This is a genomic window from Streptococcus sp. 27098_8_69, assembly GCF_041432445.1.
GTDB lineage: Bacteria > Bacillota > Bacilli > Lactobacillales > Streptococcaceae > Streptococcus.
In genome coordinates, this window is the sequence record NZ_JAPVZO010000030.1 from 1 (window position 1) to 26,365 (window position 26,365).

The 26,365-nt window shown below is 39.5% G+C and carries 27 protein-coding genes and 1 pseudogene; 22 read left to right on the forward strand and 6 right to left on the reverse strand.

Translation table 11 applies throughout. The features are described 5' to 3' along the window. A pseudogene (locus tag O3658_RS09275) lies at positions 1 to 2,717 on the forward strand (hypothetical protein); the annotation flags it as partial. 286 nt (positions 2,718 to 3,003) lie between these two features. Here O3658_RS09275 and O3658_RS09280 read toward each other — a convergent pair. Together O3658_RS09280 and O3658_RS09285 are read right to left on the reverse strand one after the other, a co-directional pair. Continuing rightward, positions 3,004 to 4,218, reverse strand: coding sequence for an ISL3 family transposase (locus tag O3658_RS09280; RefSeq protein ID WP_371561076.1), 1,215 nt, complete (start codon positions 4,216 to 4,218; stop codon positions 3,004 to 3,006). 146 nt (positions 4,219 to 4,364) lie between these two features. Beyond that, positions 4,365 to 4,640, reverse strand: coding sequence for a DUF3270 family protein (locus O3658_RS09285; RefSeq protein WP_049548330.1), 276 nt, complete (start codon positions 4,638 to 4,640; stop codon positions 4,365 to 4,367). A 138-nt stretch (positions 4,641 to 4,778) separates the two neighbouring features. Here O3658_RS09285 and O3658_RS09290 point away from each other — a divergent pair, with 138 nt between their 5' ends. The 9 genes from O3658_RS09290 (at position 4,779) to O3658_RS09330 (ending at position 12,853) form a co-directional block, all read left to right on the forward strand. Next, positions 4,779 to 5,708 carry a peptidase U32 family protein gene (locus O3658_RS09290; protein ID WP_371561078.1) on the forward strand — a complete coding sequence of 310 codons (930 nt, stop codon included), beginning with the start codon at positions 4,779 to 4,781 and terminating at the stop codon, positions 5,706 to 5,708. Between the two features lie 105 nt (positions 5,709 to 5,813). Continuing rightward, positions 5,814 to 6,497, forward strand: coding sequence for a ribose-5-phosphate isomerase RpiA (gene rpiA / locus O3658_RS09295; protein WP_371561080.1), 684 nt, complete (start codon positions 5,814 to 5,816; stop codon positions 6,495 to 6,497). Positions 6,498 to 6,509: 12 nt separating this feature from the next. Then, entirely contained in the window at positions 6,510 to 7,721 is a 1,212-nt protein-coding gene (locus tag O3658_RS09300; RefSeq protein ID WP_371561082.1) for a phosphopentomutase, read from the forward strand. 1 nt (position 7,722) lies between these two features. Further along, positions 7,723 to 8,283, forward strand: a complete 561-nt coding sequence (locus O3658_RS09305; protein ID WP_371561084.1) for a DUF1697 domain-containing protein — start codon at positions 7,723 to 7,725, stop codon at positions 8,281 to 8,283. After that, the gene (locus tag O3658_RS09310; RefSeq protein ID WP_371561086.1) at positions 8,280 to 9,089 is read left to right on the forward strand and encodes a purine-nucleoside phosphorylase; all 810 of its coding nucleotides are present in this window, start codon (positions 8,280 to 8,282) and stop codon (positions 9,087 to 9,089) included. The genes O3658_RS09305 and O3658_RS09310 overlap by 4 nt, the downstream gene beginning before the upstream one ends. Positions 9,090 to 9,093: 4 nt before the next feature. After that, complete coding sequence (locus O3658_RS09315) at positions 9,094 to 10,329, forward strand: chloride channel protein (RefSeq protein WP_371561088.1); 1,236 nt, start codon at positions 9,094 to 9,096, stop codon at positions 10,327 to 10,329. Next, complete coding sequence (locus tag O3658_RS09320) at positions 10,326 to 11,036, forward strand: type 1 glutamine amidotransferase (RefSeq protein ID WP_371561090.1); 711 nt, start codon at positions 10,326 to 10,328, stop codon at positions 11,034 to 11,036. Before O3658_RS09315 ends, O3658_RS09320 begins: the two co-directional genes overlap by 4 nt. 143 nt (positions 11,037 to 11,179) lie before the next feature. Next, on the forward strand, positions 11,180 to 11,890 hold the full coding sequence (gene deoD / locus O3658_RS09325; RefSeq protein ID WP_045763751.1) for a purine-nucleoside phosphorylase: 711 nt from the start codon (positions 11,180 to 11,182) through the stop codon (positions 11,888 to 11,890). Between the two features lie 231 nt (positions 11,891 to 12,121). After that, the gene (locus tag O3658_RS09330; RefSeq protein WP_371561093.1) at positions 12,122 to 12,853 is read left to right on the forward strand and encodes an NAD-dependent protein deacylase; all 732 of its coding nucleotides are present in this window, start codon (positions 12,122 to 12,124) and stop codon (positions 12,851 to 12,853) included. Between the two features lie 334 nt (positions 12,854 to 13,187). Here O3658_RS09330 and O3658_RS09335 read toward each other — a convergent pair whose 3' ends face one another. From O3658_RS09335 to coaA, 3 genes are all read right to left on the reverse strand, one after another. Beyond that, entirely contained in the window at positions 13,188 to 13,700 is a 513-nt protein-coding gene (locus O3658_RS09335) for a DNA topology modulation protein (RefSeq protein ID WP_371561095.1), read from the reverse strand. Between the two features lie 64 nt (positions 13,701 to 13,764). Beyond that, positions 13,765 to 14,013, reverse strand: a complete 249-nt coding sequence (rpsT, locus tag O3658_RS09340; protein WP_029689628.1) for a 30S ribosomal protein S20 — start codon at positions 14,011 to 14,013, stop codon at positions 13,765 to 13,767. A 52-nt stretch (positions 14,014 to 14,065) separates the two neighbouring features. Further along, entirely contained in the window at positions 14,066 to 14,986 is a 921-nt protein-coding gene (coaA, locus tag O3658_RS09345) for a type I pantothenate kinase (protein ID WP_311523129.1), read from the reverse strand. Positions 14,987 to 15,109: 123 nt separating this feature from the next. Between coaA and O3658_RS09350 the strand changes: the two genes are divergently transcribed. The 9 genes from O3658_RS09350 to O3658_RS09390 all read left to right on the forward strand — a co-directional run bounded on the left by O3658_RS09350 (position 15,110) and on the right by O3658_RS09390 (position 23,256). Continuing rightward, positions 15,110 to 15,388: a 1,4-dihydroxy-2-naphthoate prenyltransferase gene (locus O3658_RS09350; RefSeq protein ID WP_371561098.1), complete on the forward strand. Its 279-nt coding sequence runs from the start codon at positions 15,110 to 15,112 to the stop codon at positions 15,386 to 15,388. A 107-nt stretch (positions 15,389 to 15,495) separates the two neighbouring features. Further along, a complete protein-coding gene (locus O3658_RS09355) occupies positions 15,496 to 16,086 on the forward strand; it encodes a class I SAM-dependent methyltransferase (RefSeq protein WP_371561100.1) in 591 nt (196 codons plus the stop codon). Next, on the forward strand, positions 16,083 to 17,366 hold the full coding sequence (locus tag O3658_RS09360) for a pyrimidine-nucleoside phosphorylase (protein ID WP_371561102.1): 1,284 nt from the start codon (positions 16,083 to 16,085) through the stop codon (positions 17,364 to 17,366). The genes O3658_RS09355 and O3658_RS09360 overlap by 4 nt, the downstream gene beginning before the upstream one ends. 17 nt (positions 17,367 to 17,383) lie before the next feature. Beyond that, positions 17,384 to 18,046 carry a deoxyribose-phosphate aldolase gene (gene deoC, locus O3658_RS09365; RefSeq protein ID WP_371561104.1) on the forward strand — a complete coding sequence of 221 codons (663 nt, stop codon included), beginning with the start codon at positions 17,384 to 17,386 and terminating at the stop codon, positions 18,044 to 18,046. Then, positions 18,033 to 18,422 (forward strand): cytidine deaminase, encoded by a 390-nt coding sequence (locus O3658_RS09370; protein ID WP_371561105.1) that lies wholly within the window; start codon positions 18,033 to 18,035, stop codon positions 18,420 to 18,422. Before deoC ends, O3658_RS09370 begins: the two co-directional genes overlap by 14 nt. A gap of 90 nt (positions 18,423 to 18,512) precedes the next feature. Further along, positions 18,513 to 19,568: a BMP family protein gene (locus O3658_RS09375; RefSeq protein WP_045763743.1), complete on the forward strand. Its 1,056-nt coding sequence runs from the start codon at positions 18,513 to 18,515 to the stop codon at positions 19,566 to 19,568. Between the two features lie 141 nt (positions 19,569 to 19,709). After that, positions 19,710 to 21,239, forward strand: coding sequence for an ABC transporter ATP-binding protein (locus O3658_RS09380; protein ID WP_371561108.1), 1,530 nt, complete (start codon positions 19,710 to 19,712; stop codon positions 21,237 to 21,239). Continuing rightward, a complete protein-coding gene (locus O3658_RS09385) occupies positions 21,239 to 22,297 on the forward strand; it encodes an ABC transporter permease (protein WP_153224833.1) in 1,059 nt (352 codons plus the stop codon). Before O3658_RS09380 ends, O3658_RS09385 begins: the two co-directional genes overlap by 1 nt. A 2-nt stretch (positions 22,298 to 22,299) precedes the next feature. Continuing rightward, positions 22,300 to 23,256: an ABC transporter permease gene (locus tag O3658_RS09390; protein WP_316108452.1), complete on the forward strand. Its 957-nt coding sequence runs from the start codon at positions 22,300 to 22,302 to the stop codon at positions 23,254 to 23,256. A 94-nt stretch (positions 23,257 to 23,350) separates the two neighbouring features. On the opposite strand, the gene plsY is transcribed toward O3658_RS09390, so the two are convergent. After that, a complete protein-coding gene (gene plsY / locus O3658_RS09395; protein ID WP_371561111.1) occupies positions 23,351 to 23,992 on the reverse strand; it encodes a glycerol-3-phosphate 1-O-acyltransferase PlsY in 642 nt (213 codons plus the stop codon). A gap of 216 nt (positions 23,993 to 24,208) precedes the next feature. Here plsY and O3658_RS09400 point away from each other — a divergent pair, with 216 nt between their 5' ends. The 3 genes from O3658_RS09400 to O3658_RS09410 are packed head-to-tail and all read left to right on the forward strand — an operon-like array spanning position 24,209 to position 26,330. Continuing rightward, complete coding sequence (locus O3658_RS09400) at positions 24,209 to 24,850, forward strand: amino acid ABC transporter permease (protein ID WP_371561113.1); 642 nt, start codon at positions 24,209 to 24,211, stop codon at positions 24,848 to 24,850. A gap of 10 nt (positions 24,851 to 24,860) precedes the next feature. Beyond that, positions 24,861 to 25,490 carry an amino acid ABC transporter ATP-binding protein gene (locus O3658_RS09405; RefSeq protein WP_371561115.1) on the forward strand — a complete coding sequence of 210 codons (630 nt, stop codon included), beginning with the start codon at positions 24,861 to 24,863 and terminating at the stop codon, positions 25,488 to 25,490. Between the two features lie 9 nt (positions 25,491 to 25,499). Next, positions 25,500 to 26,330 (forward strand): amino acid ABC transporter substrate-binding protein, encoded by an 831-nt coding sequence (locus O3658_RS09410; RefSeq protein WP_371561117.1) that lies wholly within the window; start codon positions 25,500 to 25,502, stop codon positions 26,328 to 26,330. Positions 26,331 to 26,365: the final 35 nt, after the last annotated feature.

The following is a 26,365-nucleotide window of genomic DNA, read 5'->3' on the forward strand; positions in this document are numbered from 1 at the left end:
ACGCTACAACTACACCTAGATTAACGCCACCGGAAGAAATACTGATTTCGGGATATGCAATCTCAGGTACTACAAACAAAGCATTAGAGGAAACTAACATCACTATTTCTGCTCCCAACATAGCACTTCAAACTGTGGAAACAGAAAATGATGGATATTTCTACACACATTTGATAAAAGGACTTACCTATACATTAGTTGCAAAAGACTTTAAAGTAAGGCTCACAGCAAATAGTAATAATAACCTTCAAATTGAAAATATTTTAGGTCGTTTTTCAGCAGGAAAACAAACAATTATTGATTCAGGAGAAGTAATTCTTCAACCTTCAGTTGCCGTATTTGATACTATTGTCGATTATACCGTGTCTGATAAAGAACACCATGTAACTTTAGCAGAAGAACGGAAACTAAATTCTGGTGATATTATTGTACTACCAGCAAATGGAACCTACCCTAGTGGTTTTGCTTTCAAAGTTATCTCTTCAAATATTGTTAATGGTAAGACTGAGATAGTTGTGACAGATGCTAAACTCGACGAAGTTACAAAGAATATTTCATATCATGAAAAATTTGATGTAGATCAGGCAACATTTAAACCAGCAGAAGGCGTTACAGTTACTGAAGAGGGATCTGACCAATGGAATCGTTCAGTTTCAATTTCTGCAACTAAAAAATTACATACTAGGATTTCTGGAATAGATGTCGATCTCATTATAAAGGGTAGTGTTGAAGCTGATATTCAACTTGTAAATAATAAGTTATATGTGAAGCCAGCATTAGACATCGAGTTGTCTTCTAAATATAATGCAAAAGCTACAATTAATGCAGAAGTTAAAGTTGGTGAGCTAGTATTCACTTCTCAAACTGGAGTAAATATACAAACTGAGCTTTACCTTTTTGTCAATGCTAGTGGTTCTTTAGACATAAAAACAAAATCTAATTTTGGAGTATCCGCAGAAATTGGTCTAAAAGACAAGAACCCTTACTATGTTCCAAACATCAGTCTTAGTAACAAAATTGATGTGGATATGAATGCTTTGTTAAAGATTGGACCTAAAACTATAATACGTCCAAGATTCCTGAATTTATCAATAGTTTCATTCGATACTTCTGTAGGTTTAGGTCTGGAAGGACAGTTTCATGCTTCTGTAACACAAAAAAACACAGAAAATCCAATTCTTGATAACGCTAATGGAAAAGTTCTCTTATTTGGAGACTATACTATGGGATACAATATAGATGCCTGGATTTATAAGGGAAGCGGAAAATTCATCGAAAACAAACGTTTCTTTGAGATTCCAATAAGCAAAGGGGAATACAGCTCAAAAGCTACCCAAGCAAGCCATTATCACAATATTAATAATAATATAGAAGGCGGAACAACTTCTTCGAATACTATATCCAATACCAATTCCCATCTCTATAGTTTAAAAGATTATCCATTTTACAAGCGGTTACTTGAAAATACTGCTAATAATTCAGGCCGTGATGCCTCGTTTACAAGATCTGTTGGACGACCAGTTACTTATACCCTGTATGACATAAATCAAGATGGTCTGCCAGAGCTTATCTTTTTAGCAGATAACCATCCTATTTCAGTCTGGACTTGGACCGGTTGGACCAATCAAAACCCACACCCGGATGTAGTTAGTGTTGCTGATATAGCTGAACTATGGGGTATCACCAAAGAACAAAAAATGACTATATATCAAGATGGTACAATAAAAATAACTTATTATAAGGAAGATTTTTACGATAAAGATAAAAAACATTATAATATTATAAGAAAAGGGGTGATGGGTCCATTTACTGATAAACAATATTATGAGAGTAGTTGGACCACAGACTTTGCATACTTCTATAATGTTAACAATATTGATGAACATATTAGTTTAGCAGATTTAAATACCAAATATATTAAATCCCCAGAAGTGGACTTTAGCAAATATCCTCAAAATATTTTGAGAGACTATTACGGTGATAAAACCTTCACACCATATCTTTCTAAGACAGTTGACCTTACAAAATGGCTAGGATATAAGTATTTATTAGAAGATTTATCACAAAACGAAAGAGACAGTCAACAAACTGGTGCTGGTGGTTTAGCAAGCAATCTAAAACCTTTAATTAATTCTCCTGTTCAATATGCTTTCTATGATATTGATGGAAATGGAACACCTGAATTAATTTTTAAAGCGTCTGATATAATCTTGTATATCGTAACCAGTACTGTACAAACTAGACAAGAGTCTGCCTCAGGAACATATGGTAAAGGTAATGTTACTTATCTAGAATTTTCCCAACCGCCATTAGCTATTTCTGTGAACCCTATAACTCCAGTTTACTATTTCTATGACAAAGAAACAGGACAGGAAAAATATAGTAGAACTGATGGTGGAATCAAGATTTATAAAGATGGCACCATCCGATACTATGCCCCTGATCCTGAATTACAATACTCTACCAATAAGAGAGCAAATCAAAGAACTATTGCCTACTATAGAATTAACAAGGATAAAGCTGTGACCTATCTACTAGGATATTTCCAAAGCAATCGTGAAAATGGTCTAGAAAATTATTATAATCTTTCAAATACTGAACATTACACGCTAGACGAATTAGATCAAAATTACATTCACTCTGAAGAAATTGATTATAATTCACTTGTGTGGAAAAACTTAGTAGATTTTAATAGTGATAACCTAAATGCTGCCTAACATGTGAAAAGATTAAACAATATTAATTGGTTATTTGTAACAATTTGTTTAATTGAGGAAACAAAAATGCTAACTAGTAATTTTAACCTACTAGTTAGCATTTTTGGCTCTTTGTCAACTGTAGTGGGTTGAAGAAAAGCTAAGCTCGAGAAAGGATACATTCCGTCCTTTCTTTTTTGATGTTCAGAACGATATAGTGGATTGAAATAAGATGTGAACAAAGAGATTAGGAAATTCAAATCAATTTCTAGTAATGTTTTAAAATCTGTAGCGTACTATTCTAGATTCAATCTACTATAAAAATCCGTTTTTTGAAGTTTTCAAAGTTCCTAAAACCAAAGGCATTTCGTTTGATGAGTTTAATGAGATTATTAGTCGCTTCCGAATTGGCGTTAGAATAGGGTAATTGAAGAGCGTTGACAATCTTCTCTTTATCCTTGAGAAAGGTTTTAAAGACAGTCTGAAAAAGAGGAAGAGCCTCCTTTAGATTGTCCTCAATGAGTCCGAAAAATTTCTCCGGTTCCTTATTCTGAAAGTGAAAAAGCAAGAGTTGATAGAGATGATAGTGGTGTTTCAAGTTTTCTGAATAGCTCAAAAGCTTGTCTAGAATTTCTTTATTGGTTAAGTGCATGCGAAAAGTAGGACGATAAAAACGTTTATCGCTAAGTGTCCGACTATCTTGTTGAATGAGTTTCCAGTAGCGCTTGATAGCCTTGTATTCATGGGATTTTCTATCGAATTGGTTCATAATTTGAACACGAACTCGACTTATAGCTCGGCTTAAGTGCTGAACAATGTGGAAACGATCAAGTACAATTTTTGCATTAGGAAAAAGCTGTTTAGCTAAGGTATAGTAAGGGCTAAACATATCCATAGTAATGATTTTCACCTGACAACGAACGGCTCGATTGTAGCGCAGAAAGTGATTTCGGATGATAGCTTGTGTTCTTCCATCAAGAATAGTAATGATATTGAGCTGATCAAAATCTTGTGCAATAAAGCTCATCTTTCCCTTGGTAAAGGCGTACTCGTCCCAAGACATAAACTCTGGAAGACGAGAAAAATCATGCTTAAAGTGGAAGTTGTTGAGCTTTCGAATGACAGTTGAAGTTGAAATGGCCAGCTGATGAGCAATATCAGTCATAGAAGTTTTTTCAACTAACTTTTGAGCAATTTTTTGGTTGATAATACGGGGAATTTGATGATTCTTCTTGACGATAGAAGTTTCAGCGACCGCCATTTTCGAGCAATGATAGCATTTGAAACGGCGTTTTTTAAGAAGAATTCTGGTAGGCATACCAGTCGTCTCAAGGTAAGGAATTTTAGAAGATTTTTGAAAATCATATTTCTTCATTTGACTTCCACACTCAGGGCAAGATGGGGCGTCGTAGTCCAGTTTAGCGATGATTTCTTTGTGAGTATCCCTATTAACAACATCTACAAATTGGATATTAGGGTCTTTAATGTCTAGTAATTTTGTGATAAAATGTAATTGTTCCATATGATTCTTTCTAATGATGGTTTGGTCGCTTTTCATTATAGATGATATGGGACTTTTTTTCTACACAAAAATAGGCTCCATAATATCTATAGGGGATTTACCCACTACAAATATTATAGAGCCATTTTTATCCCGACCTTTTGAATCTAATAAAATTTCTTCTTAATCATTGAACGTTGAAAGTTTGATGCCGCTAAACTCAAGGCAATTGCTAGGCTAAAAGCTAAGACTGTATTAAACTTGAGGGCTAAAAAGATAAAGCTAAACAAGGCTAAAAAGACGCAAAAACAAGCAATGTTTACAAAGAAAAGAACTTCCTTCAAACTAGCAACGGAAGTGGTTTCTGGAACATAGTCTTGGTATAGCGTTGTTTGAGTTTCCTCTTCTTCAAACTCATACGATTGATATTTTCTTACGGGCATGATTCTCTCCTTAACAATACTCTTTCATTTTACCATTTTTCAAGAAAAAAATTATTACAGTAAGGTTACAAAAAGAATAAGTAAATTTATCATTTTAGGGAATAGCTGATTTTTCAGAAATGTGGTATAATTTTTCTTATGGAAAAGATTATTATTACAGCAACTGCTGAAAGCATTGAACAAGTAAAAGAATTACTAGAGGCGGGAGTTGACCGTATCTATGTCGGTGAGAAAGATTTTGGGCTTCGTCTACCAAAGACTTTTTCTTATGATGAACTGAGAACCATCGCTGGTCTGGTTCATGATGCAGGTAAGGAATTGATCGTAGCGGTCAATGCTCTTATGCATCAGGATATGATGGATCGTATCAAGCCCTTCCTTGATTTCTTGGAAGAAATTAAAATAGACTACATTACAGTTGGGGATGCGGGTGTCTTTTATGTTGTCAATCGCGATGGTTATTCTTTTAAAACCATCTATGATGCCTCAACCATGGTCACAAGCAGCCGTCAGATCAATTTTTGGGGACAAAAAGCAGGAGCGTCAGAAGCAGTTTTGGCGCGTGAAATCCCGTCTGCTGAACTTTTCAAAATGCCTGAAATTTTAGAAATTCCTGCTGAGATCTTGGTATACGGTGCTAGTGTTATCCACCATTCGAAGCGTCCACTCTTGCAAAACTACTATAATTTCACACAGATTGACGATGAAAAATCTCGTCAACGTGATTTGTTCTTGGCCGAGCCTAGTGATCCAGAGAGTCATTACTCTATTTTTGAAGACAATCATGGAACTCACATTTTTGCCAACAACGACCTTGATTTGATGACCAAATTGCCAGAGTTGGTGGAGCATGGTTTCACTCATTGGAAGCTAGAAGGACTTTATACTCCAGGTCAAGATTTTGTTGAGATTGCAAAACTCTTCATCCAAGCCCGTAGCTTGATTCAAGAGGGAAGCTTTACGCATGACCAAGCCTTCTTGTTGGATGAGCAAGTCCGTAAACTCCATCCAAAAAATCGTTTCCTTGACACAGGATTTTACGATTACGATCCTGACATGGTTAAATAAGAATCAGAAACCCGAAATAAAATGTTCGGGTTTTTCTAGTGCAAGGATGAATTTAAAGCGTATTCATGTTATAATAAAAGTAGCTTTTTGTTTGGAGGTGTTTAAGTGGAAAATCTGAAAAAAATAGCAGGCATCAAGGCTGCTGAGTTCGTAACCAACGGAATGGTTGTAGGACTTGGAACAGGCTCGACTGCCTATTATTTCGTAGAGGAGATCGGACGTAGAATTAAAGAAGAAGGACTTCAAATTACAGCCGTAACGACCTCGAGTGTAACGACAAAACAGGCACAAGGATTGAATATCCCACTTAAGTCGATTGACGAGGTGGATGAGGTTGATGTGACTGTTGATGGAGCTGATGAGGTAGATCGCCAGTTTAATGGTATCAAAGGAGGCGGTGGAGCGCTTCTAATGGAAAAAGTAGTTGCGACCCCAACCAAACAGTATATCTGGGTGGTAGATGAGAGCAAAATGGTTGAGAAACTGGGCGCTTTCAAACTACCTGTCGAAGTTGTCCAATACGGAGCAGAACAGGTTTTCCGTCGTTTTGAAAAAGCTGGTTATAAGCCAAGTTTTCGTGAAAAAAATGGCCAACGCTTTGTGACGGATATGAAAAATTTCATTATTGATCTTGATTTAGGTGTTATTGAAGATCCGATTGCTTTTGGTCATCAACTGGATCTTCAGGTCGGTATTGTTGAGCACGGTTTATTTAATCAAATGGTTGATAAAGTCATTGTTGCAGGGCAAGCTGGCGTTCAGGTTTTAACTACAACAAAAGGGAAATAAAGGAGGCAAACGATGTCAAAATTTAAACGTATTCATTTGGTAGTGCTCGATTCTGTAGGAATCGGTGCAGCACCAGATGCTAATAACTTCGTCAATGCAGGAGTACCAGACGGAGCTTCTGATACACTAGGCCATATTTCAAAATCAGTTGGTTTGAATGTTCCTAATATGGCTAAGATTGGTCTTGGTAACATTGAGCGTGAAACAGCCCTTAAAACGGTTCCCGCAGAAGCAAATCCTAGCGGTTACTACACTAAACTTGAGGAAGTTTCACTAGGTAAAGACACTATGACCGGTCACTGGGAAATCATGGGGCTAAATATTACTGAGCCTTTCGATACTTTCTGGAATGGATTCCCAGAAGAAATCCTTACAAAGATTGAAGAATTCTCAGGTCGTAAAGTAATCCGTGAAGCAAATAAACCTTACTCAGGTACTGCTGTTATCGATGACTTTGGACCACGTCAAATGGAAACAGGCGAGTTGATCATCTATACATCAGCTGACCCGGTTCTTCAAATCGCGGCCCATGAAGACATTATTCCTTTGGATGAACTTTACCGTATTTGTGAGTACGCTCGTTCGATTACATTGGAACGTCCAGCTCTTCTAGGACGTATCATTGCCCGTCCATACGTTGGGGAGCCTGGAAACTTCACACGTACTGCAAATCGTCGTGACTTGGCTGTATCACCATTTGCTCCAACAGTTTTGGACAAACTCAACGAAGCAGGTATTGATACTTACTCAGTAGGTAAGATTAGCGATATCTTTAATGGTGCTGGGGTGAACCATGATATGGGCCACAATAAGTCAAATAGCCATGGAATTGATACGCTTTTGACAACAATGGGACTTGCTGAGTTTGAAAAAGGATTCTCATTCACTAACTTGGTCGACTTTGATGCCCTTTACGGTCACCGCCGTGATCCACATGGTTACCGCGACTGCTTGCACGAGTTTGATGAACGATTGCCAGAGCTTATCGCTGCTATGAGAGAAGATGATTTACTCATGATTACTGCAGACCATGGTAATGATCCTACTTATGCAGGAACGGACCATACTCGTGAATACATTCCACTTTTGGCCTACAGCCCATCACTAAAAGGAAATGGACACCTACCAATCGGTCATTTTGCTGATATTTCTGCGACAATCGCAGATAACTTTGGCGTAGATAAGGCTATGATTGGTGAAAGCTTCTTAGATAAATTGGTTTAAGATGACTCGCTTGACATTACTGGTTAGAGGGATCAATGTCGGTGGAAAACATAAGGTGGTCATGGCCCAGCTTCGTCAAGAATTGACAGAGTTGGGATTGGAAAATGTTGAAACCTACATCAATAGTGGCAATATTTTCTTTGATACTAGTATACCTAGAACTCAGTTGGTTGAGAGGCTACAGGATTTCTTTAAAGAACATTATCCATTTATCCAACGTTTTTCCTTGTTAAGTCAAGAAGACTACGAAGAGGAGCTTAGAACTCTTCCGGAATGGTGGTTCCAAGAAATGGCTCGAAAGGATGTTCTCTTCTACACTGAGGACTTAGATGTGGATCAAGTCATCGAGAAAGTGAACAGTTTGGAACTGGTCGATGAAGTGCTTCATTTTGGGAAACTAGGGATCTTCTGGGGTAAATTGTCAGAAGCTAGCTACTCTAAAACAGCTTATCATAAGCACTTGCTTAAGATGCCTTTCTATCGTAATATTACCATTCGTAACGCTAATACCTTTGACAAAATTGGTCAATTTTTAAAACATAAAAAAGGAGATAGACAATGACATTATTAGCAAAAATCAATGAAACAGCTGCTTTCTTGAAAGAAAAGGGAGTTGAAGCGCCGGAGTTTGGCTTGATTCTTGGTTCAGGACTTGGAGAATTAGCTGAAGAAATCGACAATCCAGTTGTTGTAGACTACGCTGAAATTCCAAACTGGGGACGTTCTACTGTTGTTGGACACGCTGGAAAATTGGTATACGGTGAGCTTGCAGGACGTAAGGTTTTGGCCCTTCAAGGTCGTTTCCACTTCTACGAAGGAAATCCTCTTGAAGTTGTGACTTTTCCAGTTCGTGTTATGAAAGTTTTGGGCTGTGAAGGTGTGATTGTAACCAACGCTGCTGGTGGTATTGGCTTTGGTCCTGGTACTTTGATGGCTATCACTGACCACATCAATATGACAGGTCAAAACCCATTGATTGGTGAAAACTTGGATGACTTTGGTCCACGTTTCCCAGACATGTCAAAAGCCTACACTCCAGAATACCGTGCTACAGCACATGCAGTTGCTGAAAAACTTGGTGTTAAACTTGACGATGGTGTTTATATCGGTGTAACTGGTCCAACTTACGAAACTCCAGCTGAAATCCGTGCCTATAAGACACTTGGGGCAGATGCTGTCGGGATGTCAACAGTTCCTGAAGTCATCATTGCAGCTCACTCTGGCCTAAAAGTCCTTGGTATCTCATGCATTACTAACTTTGCTGCAGGTTTCCAAGAAGAACTCAACCACGAAGAAGTGGTAGAAGTGACCGAACGAGTTAAGGGCGACTTCAAAGGCTTGCTGAAAGCTATTCTTGCTGAACTCTAATCCAATGAAAGTACGACTCCAAAGTCTACCCTACGGACTGAGGGTGCTTCTAGCCACTTTATCATTAGGAATAGGGACGGGTCTGGTCGGAATTGCCTGTCATTATCTACTAGAAGGGGTGCAAGGGCTGGCTTTGGGCCAAGATAAGCCGGATTTACTCCAGCAATTTCAAGAAGCTGGAGTTCTCCGTAGATTTCTGGTCTTGTGTGTGACTGGGTGCTTGGCAGCTGGCTTCTGGTATGTCCTGCAAAGGCGTTATAAGATCCAGTCTATTCGCCAGCAAATTGACTTAGCTGGAGACAGGGAACCAGCGCCCTTAGCCCAGCTCCTTCATGCAGGTATGCAGGTTGCGATTGTCGGAGCAGGTGCATCGGTCGGAAAAGAAGGAGCACCACGTGAGGTCGGGGCTCTTCTAGCTGGACGCTTGGCGAAAGGTTTTTCTCTAGCCCTCAAAGAGCGAAAAGTCTTGATTGCCAGTGGTGCTGGAGCTGGTTTAGCTGCGGTCTATCAAGTTCCCTTTGCCAGTAGCTTGTTCGTCTTTGAGACCTTAGGACTCGCCTACAGTTGGCAGAACCTTCTACTGGTTTTGACCAGCACTTATCTGGCCACCTGGGTCGCTCAGTCCATCATTGGTCAGGAGGCTATTTATCACCTGTCCGCAGTCTCATGGTCGGCTAGCAGTTTCTTACAGGCTATTGTGATTGCTTTCTTGGTTACTCCCTTGGCTCTGGTCTTTGCTTTCCTCGCCAAGCGGGCTAGTCACAAACGGCGGAAGGATGAGACGATTCTTTGGGCTCTTCCTCTAGCCTTTCTAGTGCTGGGGAGCCTAGTAGCCTTTTTCCCTATCTTTATGGGAAATGGCCAGGTACTAGCGCAAGCCCTCTTGTCTAGCCAGTCGATTCCTTATCTTCCACTGGCTCTTGCAGTGAAGGGGCTTCTGGTTTATCTCCTCTTGCGCAATGGTGCTTATGGGGGAACTTTGACACCATCATTTGCCTTAGGGATTGGCTCTGGCTACCTAGTGACCTTGCTTTTGACAGCAGTTGGGATTCATCTAGATCCTGCTCTAGGGATGTTACTAGGAGCGACCGTCTTTTTAGGGACGACCTTAAAAGCTCCTCTGACAGCCATTGCTCTGAGCCTTGGATTTACAGGCCAAACTTGGAGTTTGACAATTCCGCTTGTACTTGCGGCTGGTCTGTCTTACGTGATTCGAAAGAGATGGGAGAAGAAACGATGAAGGTACATTTTGTACTGCATGAAACCTTTGAAGTGCCGGGCGCTTATCTAAAATGGGCGCAGAATCCTGGCCATCAAGTGACCACGACCAAAGTCTATGAGAATGAAGCCTTACCAGAGACAGTGGATGAAATCGACTTCTTAATTGTGATGGGGGGACCTCAATCGCCAGATGAAGATCGGGAAACTTTTCCATACTACGATCCTCAGGCAGAGATTGAGCTGATTCAAAAGGCTATGAAGGCAGATCGTTATATTGTTGGTGTCTGTCTTGGTGCTCAACTCCTATCGGTTGCTTATGGCGCAGAGTATGAACATAGTCCAGAACGTGAGATTGGTGCTTTTCCAATAACGCTAACTGAAGCTGGATTAAAAGACAATCATGTCAAAGTTTTTGGACAAACTTTAAATACCGGCCACTGGCATGGAGATATGCCAGGTTTGACTAAGGATGCTGTCGTCCTTGCGACCAGTCAAGGTTGTCCACGTCAAATTATTCGCTTTAGTCCTAAACACTATGCCTTCCAAGCTCATTTGGAATTTGATCCAGAAGCAGTAGAGCTCTTAATTGCTGCGGATGGTGAAGAAGTCTTGGAAGAACAAAGTCAAAAATTGACCTACGTTCAAAAGCCTGGAGTTATTCGTGCATATGATTATCAAGATATGAATGCAAAACTCTATGCATTTTTGGATTCATTAACAAATTAAAAACAACAGAAAGGTAGAGCGTGTGTTCAAATTTGAACACGAGCGGAAAGCTCGGAAAATAGATAATCTGACTGTGAAATCAGGATTTCTCGTCAGATTCCTGATTTTCAGTCGCTTTCTGGTCGCTCTTTGTATCATAAACTATGTCTATCCATATTGCTGCTAAGCAGGGTGAAATTGCTGATAAAATTCTTCTTCCTGGGGATCCTCTTCGTGCGAAATTTATCGCTGAGAATTTCCTTGAAGATGCTGTTTGCTTTAACGAAGTCCGTAACATGTTTGGTTACACTGGAACTTACAAGGGCCATCGTGTATCTGTCATGGGAACAGGGATGGGAATGCCATCAATCTCCATCTATGCGCGTGAATTAATTGTCGATTACGGTGTGAAAAAATTGATCCGTGTCGGAACTGCTGGTTCTTTGAATGAGGATGTTCACGTCCGTGAATTGGTCTTGGCGCAAGCAGCTGCAACCAACTCAAACATCATCCGCAATGACTGGCCTCAATATGATTTTCCACAAATCGCTAGCTTTGATTTGCTAGATAAAGCCTATCATATTGCCAAAGATCTCGGCATGACTACTCACGTCGGAAATGTTTTGTCATCAGATGTCTTTTACTCAAACTACTTTGAAAAAAATATCGAACTTGGTAAGTGGGGAGTTAAGGCTGTGGAAATGGAAGCGGCAGCCCTTTATTATCTTGCTGCTCAACACCATGTTGATGCTCTTGCTATCATGACTATTTCAGATAGTTTGGTTAATCCAGATGAAGATACAACTGCAGAAGAGCGCCAAAATACTTTCACAGATATGATGAAGGTTGGTCTAGAAACCTTGATTGCAGACTAAAGGTAGATTCCATTCATGTGATTACTCTTGTTCTCAAAATGATAAGCATGTTTATTGCTTCAATCCTATAAATAGATGAGAATAAGGACTTTGAAGAACGTCAAATTGTGTCAAAGAACCGAGACTAGTCAGTTTAATATCTAAATCATAATCAAATAAAGTTGAAAGCCTGGTTGACAGAAGCTAAAGGTTTTCAACTTTTTTAGAACAAAAAACTTAAGGAGGGGTAAAATGGATAAAATTGCACAACTACAGGAAATCATTGACCAAAGTCAAAGGATTGTCTTTTTCGGTGGTGCGGGGGTTTCTACAGAGTCTAATATTCCAGATTTTCGAAGTTCTGATGGTGTTTATAGTCTTAAGTTGGGACGCCATTTTTCTGCCGAGCAACTGATTTCACGCACCATGTTTGAACGCTATCCAGAGGATTTTTTTGATTTCTACAAAAAGTATCTGGTCTATCCAGATGCCAAGCCAAATTTAGCACATATTTATCTAGCGTCGTTAGAAAAAACAGGTAAATTAAAAGCGATTGTGACGCAAAATATCGATAGCCTTCATGAAATGGCGGGTTCTGAAAATGTTTTGAAACTGCATGGTAGTGCAGATCGTAATTACTGTTTGGGCTGTCATCGCTTTTATGATTTGAATGCATTTTTGGCACTTGAAGGTCCAGTTCCTTACTGCTTAGATTGTGGTAAGGTGGTCAAACCTGACGTAACCCTTTATGAGGAATCGTTAGATATGGACGTATTTAGTCGAGCAGCCCAAGTCATTCAGCAAGCAGATTTATTGATCATTGGTGGAACTTCCTTAGTCGTTTATCCTGCAGCTAGCCTAATCAATTATTTTTCAGGGTCAGATCTAGTCGTTATCAACAAGTCCAGCACTTCTCAAGACAGCCAAGCTGATTTAGTTATCGAAGGTAAGATCGGAGAAGTTTTTTCTAAATTGAGACAATAAAAAACTGAAAGAAGTAGGACTATACTTCCTTCAGTTTTTTTGTATCACGCCTCAGAAACTATGAACACGATTCTCTTCATTTCTAAGGAATATTATAGTGGATTGAAATAAGATGTGAACAGAGAGATTAGAAAAGTCAAACTAATTTCTAGAAATATTTTTAGCAGTTGTAGTGTACTGTTCTAGATTCAATCTATTATATTGTTGATTTATAAATTGCTCGAGTTATTTTTAATTGTTGAATAAAAGGAAAAAAGGAAGATTTTCTGGATGAAAATCTTCCTTTTTTAGTCAATCAGTACATGCTGATTTTAATGAAATACTACTATATTGTTTACTTTTTTAAAGATCGAAAAAAACAATCAATCTCTTCTTGAGAATGGAGAATACGCATCTTTTCTGGGTAAGTATTGTTTAAGTATTGGTATCTATCCTTAGCATTTTTTGTTCGTCCATCCCAAAGAATCCAACGGATAAATTCCCAGTTGAATTGCTCGGGGCATCCTGCTGCCATACTTTCTCTGACTTTGCCTCTGTATTTTAAATAGCGCTTAAAGGCTCTTAGCAAACAAGTCCACGATGAGAAGTTTAAAAAGATAATCTGGTCAGCTTGCTCCATTCTTTCCTCATAGCAACACCAAGAGTAGTTGCCATCAATGACCCAATTTTTGTTTTTGGATAAAAAGTCCTTCATTTCCTTAAGCATCCAGTCACGGTCACTGTCCTGCCAACCTGGCTGAAATTGGAGAGTATCCATATGAAGTTTGGGGATGGAGTAGTGCTTAGATAGTTTTTCAGCAAGAGTAGATTTGCCTGATCCAGAATATCCAATGATAGCTATTTTCATAATAACCTCCAGAAAATGTGCACAAAAAAAGCTCCGAAGAGCTCATTTTGTATGCAGTTAAAGATTAACCAAGTTTAGCTGCAAGACGTGCTTTATCACGGCTAGCTTTGTTTTTGTGGATCAAACCTTTAGTTTCTGCTTTATCGATAGCTGAGCTGGCAGCACGGTAAAGTTCTTCAGATGGGTTTGCTTCAAAAGCTTTGATAGCAGTACGCATAGCTGATTTTTGAGCTGAGTTCTTTTCGTTTTGTTTAACGTTCAATTCAGCGCGTTTGATAGCTGATTTAATGTTTGCCAATGTTCTTACCTCCATTTTTACTAACTATACCATTATATCTGAAAACTTACGTTTTGACAAGGGAAAATTATTTTTTTAAGTAAATTTCATCAATTTCGTGATTTTTAGATTTATGGAGAATGACCTCGGCTCGATTTCGTGTCGGTTCAATGTAATTTTGGAGATTGGTGAGGTTGATACTGGTCCAAACTTGGTGAGCAAAATCCTTCACTTCACTAAGAGGAAGTTGAGTGAAACGGTAGTAATAGTTGCCTGGATCATCTTGAGCAAAGCTAAGGAGTTTTAAGAATCGATCCAAATACCAACTTTCAATGTCTTCGACAGCAGCATCGACATAGATTGAAAAGTCAAAGAAATCAGTAATATAGAGACGGGCATTATGAGGGTTTTGGAACACATTGATTCCCTCAACAATGACAAAATCAGCAGCTTCTACTCGTTGTTTTTGACCTGGGACGATATCATAGATTTCATGGGAATAAACAGGAATATCAACATCCTGCCCATTTTTGAGTTGGTCTAGAAAATTAAGCAAAGCTTCCATATCGTAGCTCTCAGGAAAACCTTTACGATTAAGGATATCTTGCTCAATTAAGACACTATTTGAGTATAAAAAACCATCTGTAGTAACTAGTTCAACACTTGCTCCAGGAACGATACGAGACAGCAAAATTTGCAAGAGTCGACTAGTGGTTGATTTACCGACAGCGACACTCCCAGAAACTCCAATAATAAAGGGCTGTTTTTTGCTCTCTCTTTGAAGGAAAATGCCTTTTGAGAAGGCGAGGTCTTCTTTGGAACGTTTGTAAATCTGAATCAGATGTGACAGTGGCAGATAGATATCTGTAACGTCTTGAAGGCTAATCTGGTCATTGAAACTCTTAATAGAATCTAACTCTTCCTCGGTCAAGGGAGGAGTTGTTTTGCGATGCAAGGATTGCCAAGTTTCGCGGTTTATCCTTTCAAAATGTAAAAATTCGTTGGTCATACTATATCCTCGTTTGATATCTTAGTATACCATATTTTAGAAAGAATAACCATCTGACCAATTGAGAAAAAGCGCTTTCTTTGTTAAAATATAAGGGGGAAAACCTATAAAGGAGGTGCTCAGATGAAAACGAGATTAAGAGATAAAATCTTGGTTTTGATCAGCCTATTTGTAGTTGTTTTATGGTTATCACCAAACTGGGTGAATTTCTCCTTTACGATAGGAACTCAGAGCTATAACTGGACCACTTTTGTTTTGTTTATCTTATTACCCCTCATAGGTCTTGGCTACCTTGTGCTAGCTTTCTTTAAAAGAAAGTGCTGGCTCTTCTTTTTTGGTCTTGCTTGCATTTTTGCTTTTCCGATTACCATGGCAGTTGGGAGCTTTTTACTAGGTCCCTAATGTCAATCCGAATTTATATTATTTTTGAGAAAATACAATGTGATTTAAGGGCTTGCTATCTTTGTAAACGATTTACAAATAACTTATTTTTATGGTAAAATAGTGTCATGAGTAAAATGTATTATGCAGAAAATCCAGATGCAGCCCATGATGTTCATGAGCTTAGAGTTGAGCTACTTGGGCAAAAGATGACCTTTTTGACAGATGCTGGTGTCTTTAGTAAAAAAATGATTGACTTTGGAAGTCGGTTGTTGTTAAGATGTTTAGATATTGAAAAAGGTGAAAAAATTCTTGATGTTGGTTGTGGCTATGGTCCGATAGGTTTGTCTTTGGTTAAAGCATATGGTGCCCAAGCAACGATGGTGGATATCAATAATCGTGCCCTGGATTTAGCCCAGCAAAATGCAGTAAAAAACAAGGTTCAAGCGACTATCTTCCAGTCTAATATTTATGAGCAGGTAGAAGGACAATTTGACCATGTCATTTCCAATCCTCCTATACGTGCAGGCAAGCAAGTAGTCCACGAAATCATCGAGAAAAGTATAGACTTTTTAGTAGATGGTGGAGATTTGACGATCGTCATCCAGAAAAAACAAGGAGCTCCTAGTGCCAAAAGTAAGATGGAAGAAGTTTTCGGCAATTGTGAGGTTGTAAAGAAAGATAAGGGATATTATATCCTTAGAAGTGTGAAAGAATGAGAGCAGTAGATCTAATCCAGAAAAAAAGAAACGGCCAAGAACTAAGCTCCAGTGAGATTCAATGGTTGATTGAAGGTTATGTGGCAGGAACTGTTCCTGACTACCAGATGGCCGCTTTTGCTATGGCAGTATATTTTCAGGGAATGACTATAGATGAGATTTCTGACTTGACTATGAACATGGTTAAGACAGGTCAGGAATTTGATTTATCGCCAATCGAAGGCATTAAGGTGGATAAACACTCTACTGGTGGAGTTGGTGATAAGGTAACTTTAATCCTAGCACCCTTGGTAGCTAGTTTTGATGTTCCAGTGGCTAAGATGAGTGGTCGAGGTCTGGGTCATACTGGTGGGACCATTGATAAGCTAGAATCCATCAAAGGTTTTCAGATTGAACGAAGTCAGGATGAATTTATCAAACAAGTTCAAGAGATTGGGGTCTCAGTGATTGGGCAGTCTGATCAATTGGTTAAGGCTGACAAATTGCTCTATGCCCTTCGTGATGTGACGGCAACGGTTGATACTATTCCCTTGATTGCTAGCTCAGTCATGAGTAAAAAGATTGCTGCTGGAGCTGACGCCATCTTACTTGACGTTACTGTTGGTGAAGGCGCCTTCATGAAAATAGTGGACGAGGCCCGTGAATTGGCTCAAACCATGGTAAACCTTGGTAAGGCGGTAGGTCGTAAGACAGTAGCAGTCATTACGGACATGAGTCAACCATTGGGACGTGCCATTGGAAACCGCTTGGAAATCCTAGAAGCACTAGAAATTCTTCAAGGTAAGGGACGTGAAGATATTAGTCATTTCATCTGCGAGTTAGCCCAGATTATGCTATCTTTAGCAAATGTTGAAAAAACAGTCGAGGAAGTAAGGGAACATCTTGAAAATGGTAAGGCACTCCAGAAATTCGAAGAGATGGTTGTAGCTCAAGGTGGAGATTTAGAAGACCTCTACCGTCCAGTAAAAGTTGATCATATAGTTGATATTCCTGCTCAAGAGGATGGTATTATCGCAGAACTTCCAGCCATGGAGTTTGGTCTTTTTGCCATGAGATTGGGTGCTGGTCGTGCAGTGAAAACAGACGCCCTTGACTATGAGACAGGGATTGTTTTTGAGAAGAAAGTTGGAGACTTTGTCAGAAAGGGTGAAATTGTTGCAAAAGTATATACAAATGGCAAAATTTCTCCGGAACTAGTTACAGATTTCCAAAAATATGTTAAAATTAAAATAAGTGATGAAGTGATAAAATCACGTGAAATTATCGAAATCATCTCCTAATTTAAGGAAAAACCGAAATGAAATTAAATAAATACATTGATCATACGCTTTTAAAGCAAGATGCAACAGTGGAACAAATTGATCGTTTGTTATCTGAAGCCAAAGACTATGATTTTGCCAGTGTTTGTGTCAATCCGTGCTGGGTTGCTCATGCCAAATCTGGTCTAGAAAATACTGATGTCAAGGTTTGTACGGTTGTAGGCTTTCCTCTTGGAGCCACAACATCTGCTGTTAAAGCCTTCGAAACTAAAGAAGCTATCCAAAATGGTGCTGATGAGATTGATATGGTCATCAATGTTGGAGCACTCAAGTCTGGGAATGCTGATTTAGTTGAGTCAGATATTCGAGCAGTTGTTGAAGCAAGTGGAGACAAACTGGTTAAGGTTATTATTGAGGCTTGTTTGTTAACTGATGAAGAAAAAGTTCAGGCTTGCCAGCTAGCCCAGAAAGCAGGAGCAGACTTTGTCAAGACGTCAACAGGCTTCTCAACAGGTGGTGCAACCCTACCGGATGTTAAATTAATGCGCCAAACAGTTGGACCTGATATGGGGGTTAAAGCTGCTGGTGGTGCTCGTTCTTATGCAGATGCTGTTGCCTTTGTTGAAGCTGGAGCTACTCGTATTGGAACATCTTCTGGTGTAGCAATCTTAAAAGGAGAGTTAGCAGATGGCGACTACTGAGTTGATTGATTTAGCGATTGAAACTAGTAAAAAAGCTTACGTTCCCTACTCACATTTTCCGATTGGCGCTGTTTTGGTAGCCAAGGACGGAAGCGTCTATACAGGATGCAATATTGAAAATGCTAGCTACCCCTTGACCAACTGTGGTGAGAGAACAGCTATTTTTAAAGCTGTTTCTGAAGGACAACGTGAGTTTTCAGAATTGATTGTTTATGGTCAAACTGAGAAACCTATTTCTCCATGTGGTGCTTGCCGACAGGTTATGGTCGAATTTTTTAAACCAGATCTAAAGGTGACTCTAGTCGCCAAAGATAAAACGACGGTCGAGATGACGGTCGGGGAATTACTTCCATACTCATTTACAGACTTGCATTAGTCTGCGTCACTCTTTGAGTGACAAGGGTCCTTGTGGCCAATCAATCCATACTTGCAACTTCGTTGCGCATCTTATTTAGGAGGTTCAGTAATGAACAAGAAACAATGGCTAGGCCTTGGTCTAGTTGCAGTAGCAGCATTTGGACTTGCTGCATGTGGTAATCGCTCTTCTCGTAACGCAGCTTCTTCATCTTCTGATTTGAAGACTAAAGCAGCTATCGTTACAGATACTGGTGGTGTTGATGATAAATCATTCAACCAATCAGCTTGGGAAGGTCTTCAAGCTTGGGGTAAAGAGCACAATCTTGCAAAAGATAAAGGCTACACATACTTCCAATCAACAAGTGAAGCTGACTACGCTAACAACTTGAACCAAGCAGCAGGAAGCTACAACTTGATTTATGGTGTTGGTTTTGCCCTTCACAATGCGGTTGAAGAAGCAGCGAAAGAACATGCAGACTTGAACTATGTTTTGATTGATGATGTGATTAAAGATCAAAAGAACGTAGCAAGTGTAACATTTGCTGATAATGAAGCAGCTTACCTTGCAGGTGTAGCAGCAGCTAAAACTACTAAAACAAAACAAGTTGGTTTTGTAGGTGGTATGGAATCTGAAGTTATTTCTCGTTTCGCAGCTGGTTTTAAAGCTGGTGTTGAGTCAGTTGACCCATCTATCAAAGTACAAGTAGACTACGCTGGTTCATTTGGTGATGCCGCTAAAGGTAAAACAATCGCTGCAGCTCAATATGCTGCAGGTGCAGACGTAATCTACCAAGCAGCTGGTGGTACTGGTGCAGGTGTCTTCTCAGAAGCTAAATCTTTGAATGAAAGCAAAAACGAAGGCGAAAAAGTTTGGGTTATCGGTGTAGACCGTGACCAAGTTGAAGAAGGTAAATATACTTCTAAAGATGGTAAAGAATCAAACTTCGTGCTTGCTTCTACTTTGAAACAAGTCGGAACAACAGTTCAAGATATCGCAAACAAAACTGAAAAAGGTGAATTCCCTGGCGGTCAAGTGATCGTTTACTCATTGAAGGATAAAGGGGTTGATCTAGTAACAACTAACCTTTCTGAAGAAGGTAAAAAAGCTGTTGAAGATGCAAAAGCTAAAATCCTTGATGGAAGTGTAAAAGTTCCTGAAAAATAATGGATGAAAGTCATTTCTTAGGGGAGCGGCCTGTGGCCGCTTCTTTAAGAATTGAGACAAAGTGTTTTGTCTCAATAGAGCTTGCTAAGTTTCTTTAGCAGGTTTTATTGAAACAAAATAAAACTCTGAAAGGAAGAGCACATGGCACACGAAAATGTCATTGAGATGCGTGAAATTACCAAAGTTTTTGGTGAATTTGTCGCTAACGACAAAATTAACCTAGAACTTCGTAAAGGTGAAATTCATGCACTTTTAGGAGAAAATGGAGCTGGTAAGTCCACTCTTATGAACATGCTAGCAGGCCTTCTGGAACCGACTAGTGGTGAAATTGTGGTTAACGGTCAAGTTGTGAAACTAGACTCGCCATCAAAAGCCGCTAGCCTAGGGATTGGAATGGTTCACCAACACTTTATGTTGGTAGAGGCTTTCACTGTTGCTGAGAATATCATTTTAGGAAGTGAATTGACTAAAAATGGAGTTCTAGATATTGCTCGAGCAAGTCGAGAAATTCTTGAATTATCAGAGCGTTATGGACTAGCTGTGGATCCTTCTGCCAAAGTAGCAGATATCTCTGTTGGGGCTCAACAACGTGTTGAAATTTTGAAGACACTTTATCGTGGTGCCGATATTCTTATCTTCGACGAACCGACTGCCGTTTTAACACCATCAGAAATCGATGAGTTGATGGATATCATGAAGAACTTGGTCAAAGAAGGCAAATCAATTATCTTGATTACCCACAAGTTGGATGAAATTCGTGCGGTTTCTGACCGTGTTACAGTTATCCGTCGTGGTAAATCAATCGAAACAGTTGAGATTGCTGGTGCAACTAATGCTGACTTGGCAGAAATGATGGTGGGACGTTCTGTTTCCTTCAAAACTGAGAAGCAAGCACCTCAACCTAAAGAAGTCGTTCTTTCCATCAAAGACTTGCTTGTTCATGAAAACCGTGGCGTTCCTGCTGTTAAAAATCTTTCACTCGATGTTCGAGCTGGTGAGATTGTCGGAATTGCCGGAATTGATGGAAATGGTCAGTCTGAATTGATCCAAGCTATCACAGGACTTCGTAAGATTGAGTCTGGTAGTGTGGAATTGAAAGGCCAGTCCATTGTAGGATTGCATCCGCGTCAAATTACTGAACTGAGCGTTGGTCACGTTCCGGAAGACCGTCACCGTGATGGTTTGGTCTTGGAAATGATGATTTCTGAAAATATCGCTCTTCAAACCTACTATAAAGAACCTCTTAGCAAGAAGGGAATTTTAAATTATACGAATATCCTTGACTATGCAAAAAAATTGATGCAGGAGTTTGATGTTCGTGCTGCTAGTGAGATTGTTCCAGCTTCTGCCCTTTCTGGAGGAAATCAACAAAAAGCAATCATCGCTCGGGAGATTGATCGAAATCCGGATCTCCTCATCGTCAGCCAACCAACTCGTGGTTTGGACGTCGGTGCCATTGAGTACATTCACAAACGCTTGATTCAAGAACGTGATAATGGGAAAGCTGTCCTTGTAGTCAGCTTTGAACTAGATGAGATTCTAAATGTCTCAGATAGAATCGCTGTTATCCATGATGGTAAGATTCAAGGGATTGTAACGCCAGAAACAACCAACAAGCAAGAACTTGGTGTCTTGATGGCTGGTGGTGAATTGGAAAAAGGAGAAGAGTGATGTCTAAAAAATTACAACAAATTTCGGTTCCCTTGATTTCTGTTATCCTTGGAATCTTGCTTGGAGCCATCGTCATGTGGATTTTTGGCTACGATGCTATTTGGGGTTATGAAGAGTTGTTCTACACAGCCTTTGGTAGTGTTCGTGGAATCGGTGAAATTTTCCGTGCCATGGGGCCATTAGTCTTGATTGCTCTTGGATTTGCAGTTGCGAGTCGTGCTGGTTTCTTTAACGTTGGTCTTCCAGGACAAGCACTCGCTGGATGGGTTATGAGTGGCTGGTTTGCTCTTTCGAATCCAGATTTGCCACGTCCATTGTTGATTCTTGCGACAGTTGTCATTGCGTTGGTGGCTGGAGGAATCGTTGGTGCCATTCCTGGTATTTTAAGAGCTTATCTTGGAACATCTGAAGTCATCGTAACCATCATGATGAACTACATTGTTCTTTATGTGGGAAATGCCTTTATCCACCACTTCCCTAAAGAAATCATGCAAAGTACAGATTCATCTATCCGAGTAAGTGCAAATGCAACTTATCAAACACCATGGCTTGCTGAGTTAACAGGAAACTCTCGTATGAATATTGGGATTTTCTTTGCCATCATTGCAGTTGCAGTTATCTGGTTCTTGCTTAAGAAGACAACTCTCGGTTTTGAAATCCGTGCAGTTGGTCTAAATCCAAATGCTTCTGAATACGCTGGTATTTCAGCGAAACGTACCATTATTTTATCAATGATTATTTCTGGTGCCCTTGCAGGTCTAGGTGGAGCGGTAGAAGGACTTGGTACCTTCCAAAACGTCTATGTTCAAGGTTCATCGTTGGCAATCGGATTTAATGGTATGGCGGTCAGTCTACTTGCTGCAAACTCACCAATTGGAATTCTCTTTGCAGCCTTCTTGTTCGGAGTGCTTCAAGTTGGAGCTCCAGGTATGAATGCTGCACAAGTGCCATCTGAGCTTGTAAGTATCGTTACAGCCTCAATTATCTTCTTTGTCAGCGTTCACTACATCATCGAACGCTTTGTCAAACCAAGAAAACAACTTAAAGGAGGTAAATAAGGATGTCGATTACAACAATGCTAACCCTTATGGTTTCTTCAATGTTGATTTACTCAGCACCACTTATTTTCACAAGTATCGGAGGCGTTTTCTCTGAACGTGGTGGAGTTGTTAACGTTGGACTTGAAGGAATCATGGTCATGGGTGCCTTCTCTGGAGTTGTTTTTAACCTTGAATTTGCACAAGATTTGGGAGCATTAACTCCTTGGTTGGCTCTTCTAGTTGGTGGATTAGTCGGAGCTATCTTTTCACTGATTCACGCAGTAGCTACAGTTCATTTTCGTGCTGACCATGTTGTCAGTGGTACCGTACTTAATTTGATGGCGCCAGCCTTGGCAGTCTTCTTGGTGAAGGTGCTTTATAACAAGGGACAAACGGATAACTTAACGCAAACTTTTGGACGTTTTGATTTTCCTCTTTTGGCTAATATCCCAGTTATCGGAGATATCTTCTTCAAGTCAACAAGTTTACTTGGTTACCTAGCAATTGCCTTCTCATTCTTAGCATGGTTTATCCTCTTTAAGACTCGCTTTGGACTTCGCCTTCGTTCAGTTGGTGAACACCCACAAGCAGCAGATACTTTGGGGATTAATGTCTACAAGATGAGATATCTTGGAGTTGTGATTTCAGGTTTCCTTGGAGGAATCGGTGGAGCTATTTACGCTCAATCAATCTCTGTTAACTTCTCAGTTACAACCATCGTCGGACCTGGATTCATCGCTCTTGCAGCTATGATCTTCGGTAAATGGAATCCTGTTGGTGCCATGTTGTCAAGTCTATTCTTTGGACTATCACAAAGTTTGGCAGTTATCGGCTCTCAACTTCCTTTCTTGCAAGGAGTTCCAGCCGTTTACTTGCAAATTGCACCATATCTTTTGACCATTGTCGTTCTAGCAGCCTTCTTTGGTAAAGCTGTTGCGCCAAAGGCAGATGGTATCAACTATATCAAATCTAAATAAACACAAACGAGGTTGGGAAAAATCCCGACCTCGTTTTTTAGTATTTGAAATGAAACTCTGGCGAAAACTTCATTTTTTTGTTCCATCATCTTCTCTATTTTTTAGGGTTTTGATGGGTGAGATTTAGCCCCCAAGGAACTAGGTTTTCAGTTTTGTTTTGAATACGATTGATATTATCCTTATGACGTATGATTACAATTCCTGCTAGTGCTATGATAATAAGAGTAAAGAGGAAATCGTAATTACTTAAGATAAAGCCGAAAAGTGGAAAAACTAGAGCTCCCAAAACAGCAGCAAGGGCAGCTGTAACACTAGAGAGTGAAATCATACTTCCTAAATAAAGAGTTCCAAAGAAGACTACTGCTAGATAGAGGCAAAATAGAGGAGCAAATCCGAAAATAACTCCAGCACTAGTTGCGACAGCCTTTCCTCCTTTAAAGCCTGCAAATACTGGGAAGGTATGCCCAATTACAGCTAAAAGACCAAAGATTAGAGGTGAAACACCTTGAACATGAAAGATAAGTGGGAGTAAGGTTGCGATGGTTCCTTTGAAAAAGTCAATCACGAAGGTTGCCATACCCGCTTTCTTACCTAAGATTCGGAAGGTATTGGTTGTTCCAGTATTACCAGATCCATGTTCTCTTAGATTGATGTTAAAGAATATTTGTCCAATCCACAAGCCTGAAGGAATTGAACCCAATAAATAAGCTAAAATTAATAATACTATTGTCATCATGTTTCTATTATACCATGAATTAGGAGAGAAACGAAACTGAATCTGTTTACTAGCTGTGACATCTGATACTTTATCAAACTTGATAAGTTTATCATGAGTACCATTTTTATTCAAAAATAAAGGCCAAAGTTTTAAAAATTCATGAAAATTTCTGAAAAACTTGATTTTGTGTTTATTTATGCTATAATAGGAACAATTATTTTTAGGAGGTGGAATATGTCTTACTTATTCGAGATATTACCAAGTTTATTGAGCGGTGCGACAATGACTTTACAAGTTTTTGCACTGGTCTTACTTTTTTCAATCCCTTTAGGCATTTTGGTTGCCTTTTGCTTACAGGTCCATTGGAACCCCCTCCATTACATGATTGATATCTATATCTGGGTGATGCGCGGGACACCCTTGCTCTTGCAACTAATTTTTATTTATTATGTCCTTCCAAGTATTGGGATTCGTTTAGATCGTGTGCCTGCAGCGATTATTGCCTTCACGCTTAATTATGCAGCCTATTTTGCTGAAATTTTCCGTGGAGGAATTGCAACCATTCCTCAGGGACAGTACGAAGCAGCTAAGGTTCTGAAATTTAATCCTATTGATACCGTTCGCTATATCATTTTGCCACAGGTGACCAAGATTGTTTTACCAAGTGTATTTAACGAGGTTATGAGTTTGGTTAAGGATACTTCTCTGGTCTATGCGCTCGGTATTTCAGATTTAATACTAGATAGCCGTACTGCGGCCAATCGTGATGCTAGCTTGATTCCAATGTTTCTAGCAGGAGCTATTTATCTGCTTATGATTGGTATCGTTACAATCCTAGCTAAGAAACTTGAGAAAAAGTTCAGCTACTATAGATAGGAGGTTTTCCATGTTAGAGTTAAGAAATATCAGCAAAAAATTTGGAAAAAAAGAAATTTTATCCAATTTCAGTTTAACAATTCCTGAAAAGCAGATTTTGGCTATCGTTGGTCCTTCTGGTGGTGGAAAGACAACCTTGCTTAGAATGTTAGCTGGACTTGAGACTATTGATTCAGGAGAGATTTTTTATAACGGAGAATCATTGCCTCTGGATGAACTTGAAAAGCGCCACTTGTTAGGATTTGTTTTTCAAGATTTTCAGCTTTTTCCTCACCTATCTGTTATGGAAAACTTGATTTTGTCACCTATCAAGACTATGGGGATGTCTGAAGCAGATGCGAAGAAGAAGGCAATCGACTTACTCGCTCGTCTAGGTCTTGAAGCTCATGCGGATGCCTATCCATATTCTTTATCTGGTGGTCAAAAGCAACGGGTTGCCTTAGCACGTGCAATGATGATAGATCCAGAAGTGATTGGATATGATGAACCAACTTCTGCCCTTGATCCAGAGTTGCGTCTCGAAGTTGAAAAACTGATTTTACAAAATCGAGACTTAGGCATGACGCAGATTGTCGTGACCCACGACCTCCAGTTTGCAGAGAATATTGCTGACCAGATTCTCAAAGTAGAGTCTAAGTAGGAGGTGTCTATGAATCGAAAGAAAATCAGCCTTGTTTTGGTATTCTTTCTGGCTTTTTTCCTTGTAGGATGTACACAAAAAGCTAGTGATCCCAAAGTCGATAATTGGGACAAATACCAAAAACAAGGAAGCATTACTATTGGATTTGACAATACCTTTGTTCCTATGGGCTTTGAAGAAAAGAATGGGCAATATGTTGGATTTGATATTGATTTAGCCCAAGCCGTTTCTGAGAAACTTGGGTTCAAGGTACAGTTTCAACCCATTGATTGGGATATGAAAGAAACAGAACTTCAAAACGGCACTATTGATGCAATTTGGAACGGCTATTCCGCAACAGATGAACGCCGTGAGAAGGTAGATTTTACCATTCCTTATATGGAGAATCAGCAGGTTCTAGTCTCAAAAAAATCGCAAAATATCCAATCGGTTTCGGATATGAAAAATAAGATTTTGGGAGCCCAAGCAGGTTCTTCTGGTTATCTAGATTTTGAAGCTCAACCTGACCTGTTGAAAAATATCGTAAAAGATCAAAAAGCAAACCAGTATCAGAGCTTTAATGAAGCCTTGATTGACTTGCAAAATGATCGGATTGATGCACTATTAATTGACCGTGTTTATGCCAATTATTATCTTAAAACGGAAGGAATATTAGACCAGTATGAGATTTTTACAGCTGGTTTTGAGAGTGAGTCTTTTGCAGTCGGAGTAAGACCAGCGGATAAGACCTTATTAGCCAATTTGAATAAGGCTTTTGTGGAATTGTATCAAGAAGGAAAATTCCAAGAAATTAGCCAAAAATGGTTTGGTGAAGATATTGCAACAAGCCAAGTTAAATGAAAAGAAAACTGAGACTCTCGGAGCCCACTGAAAAA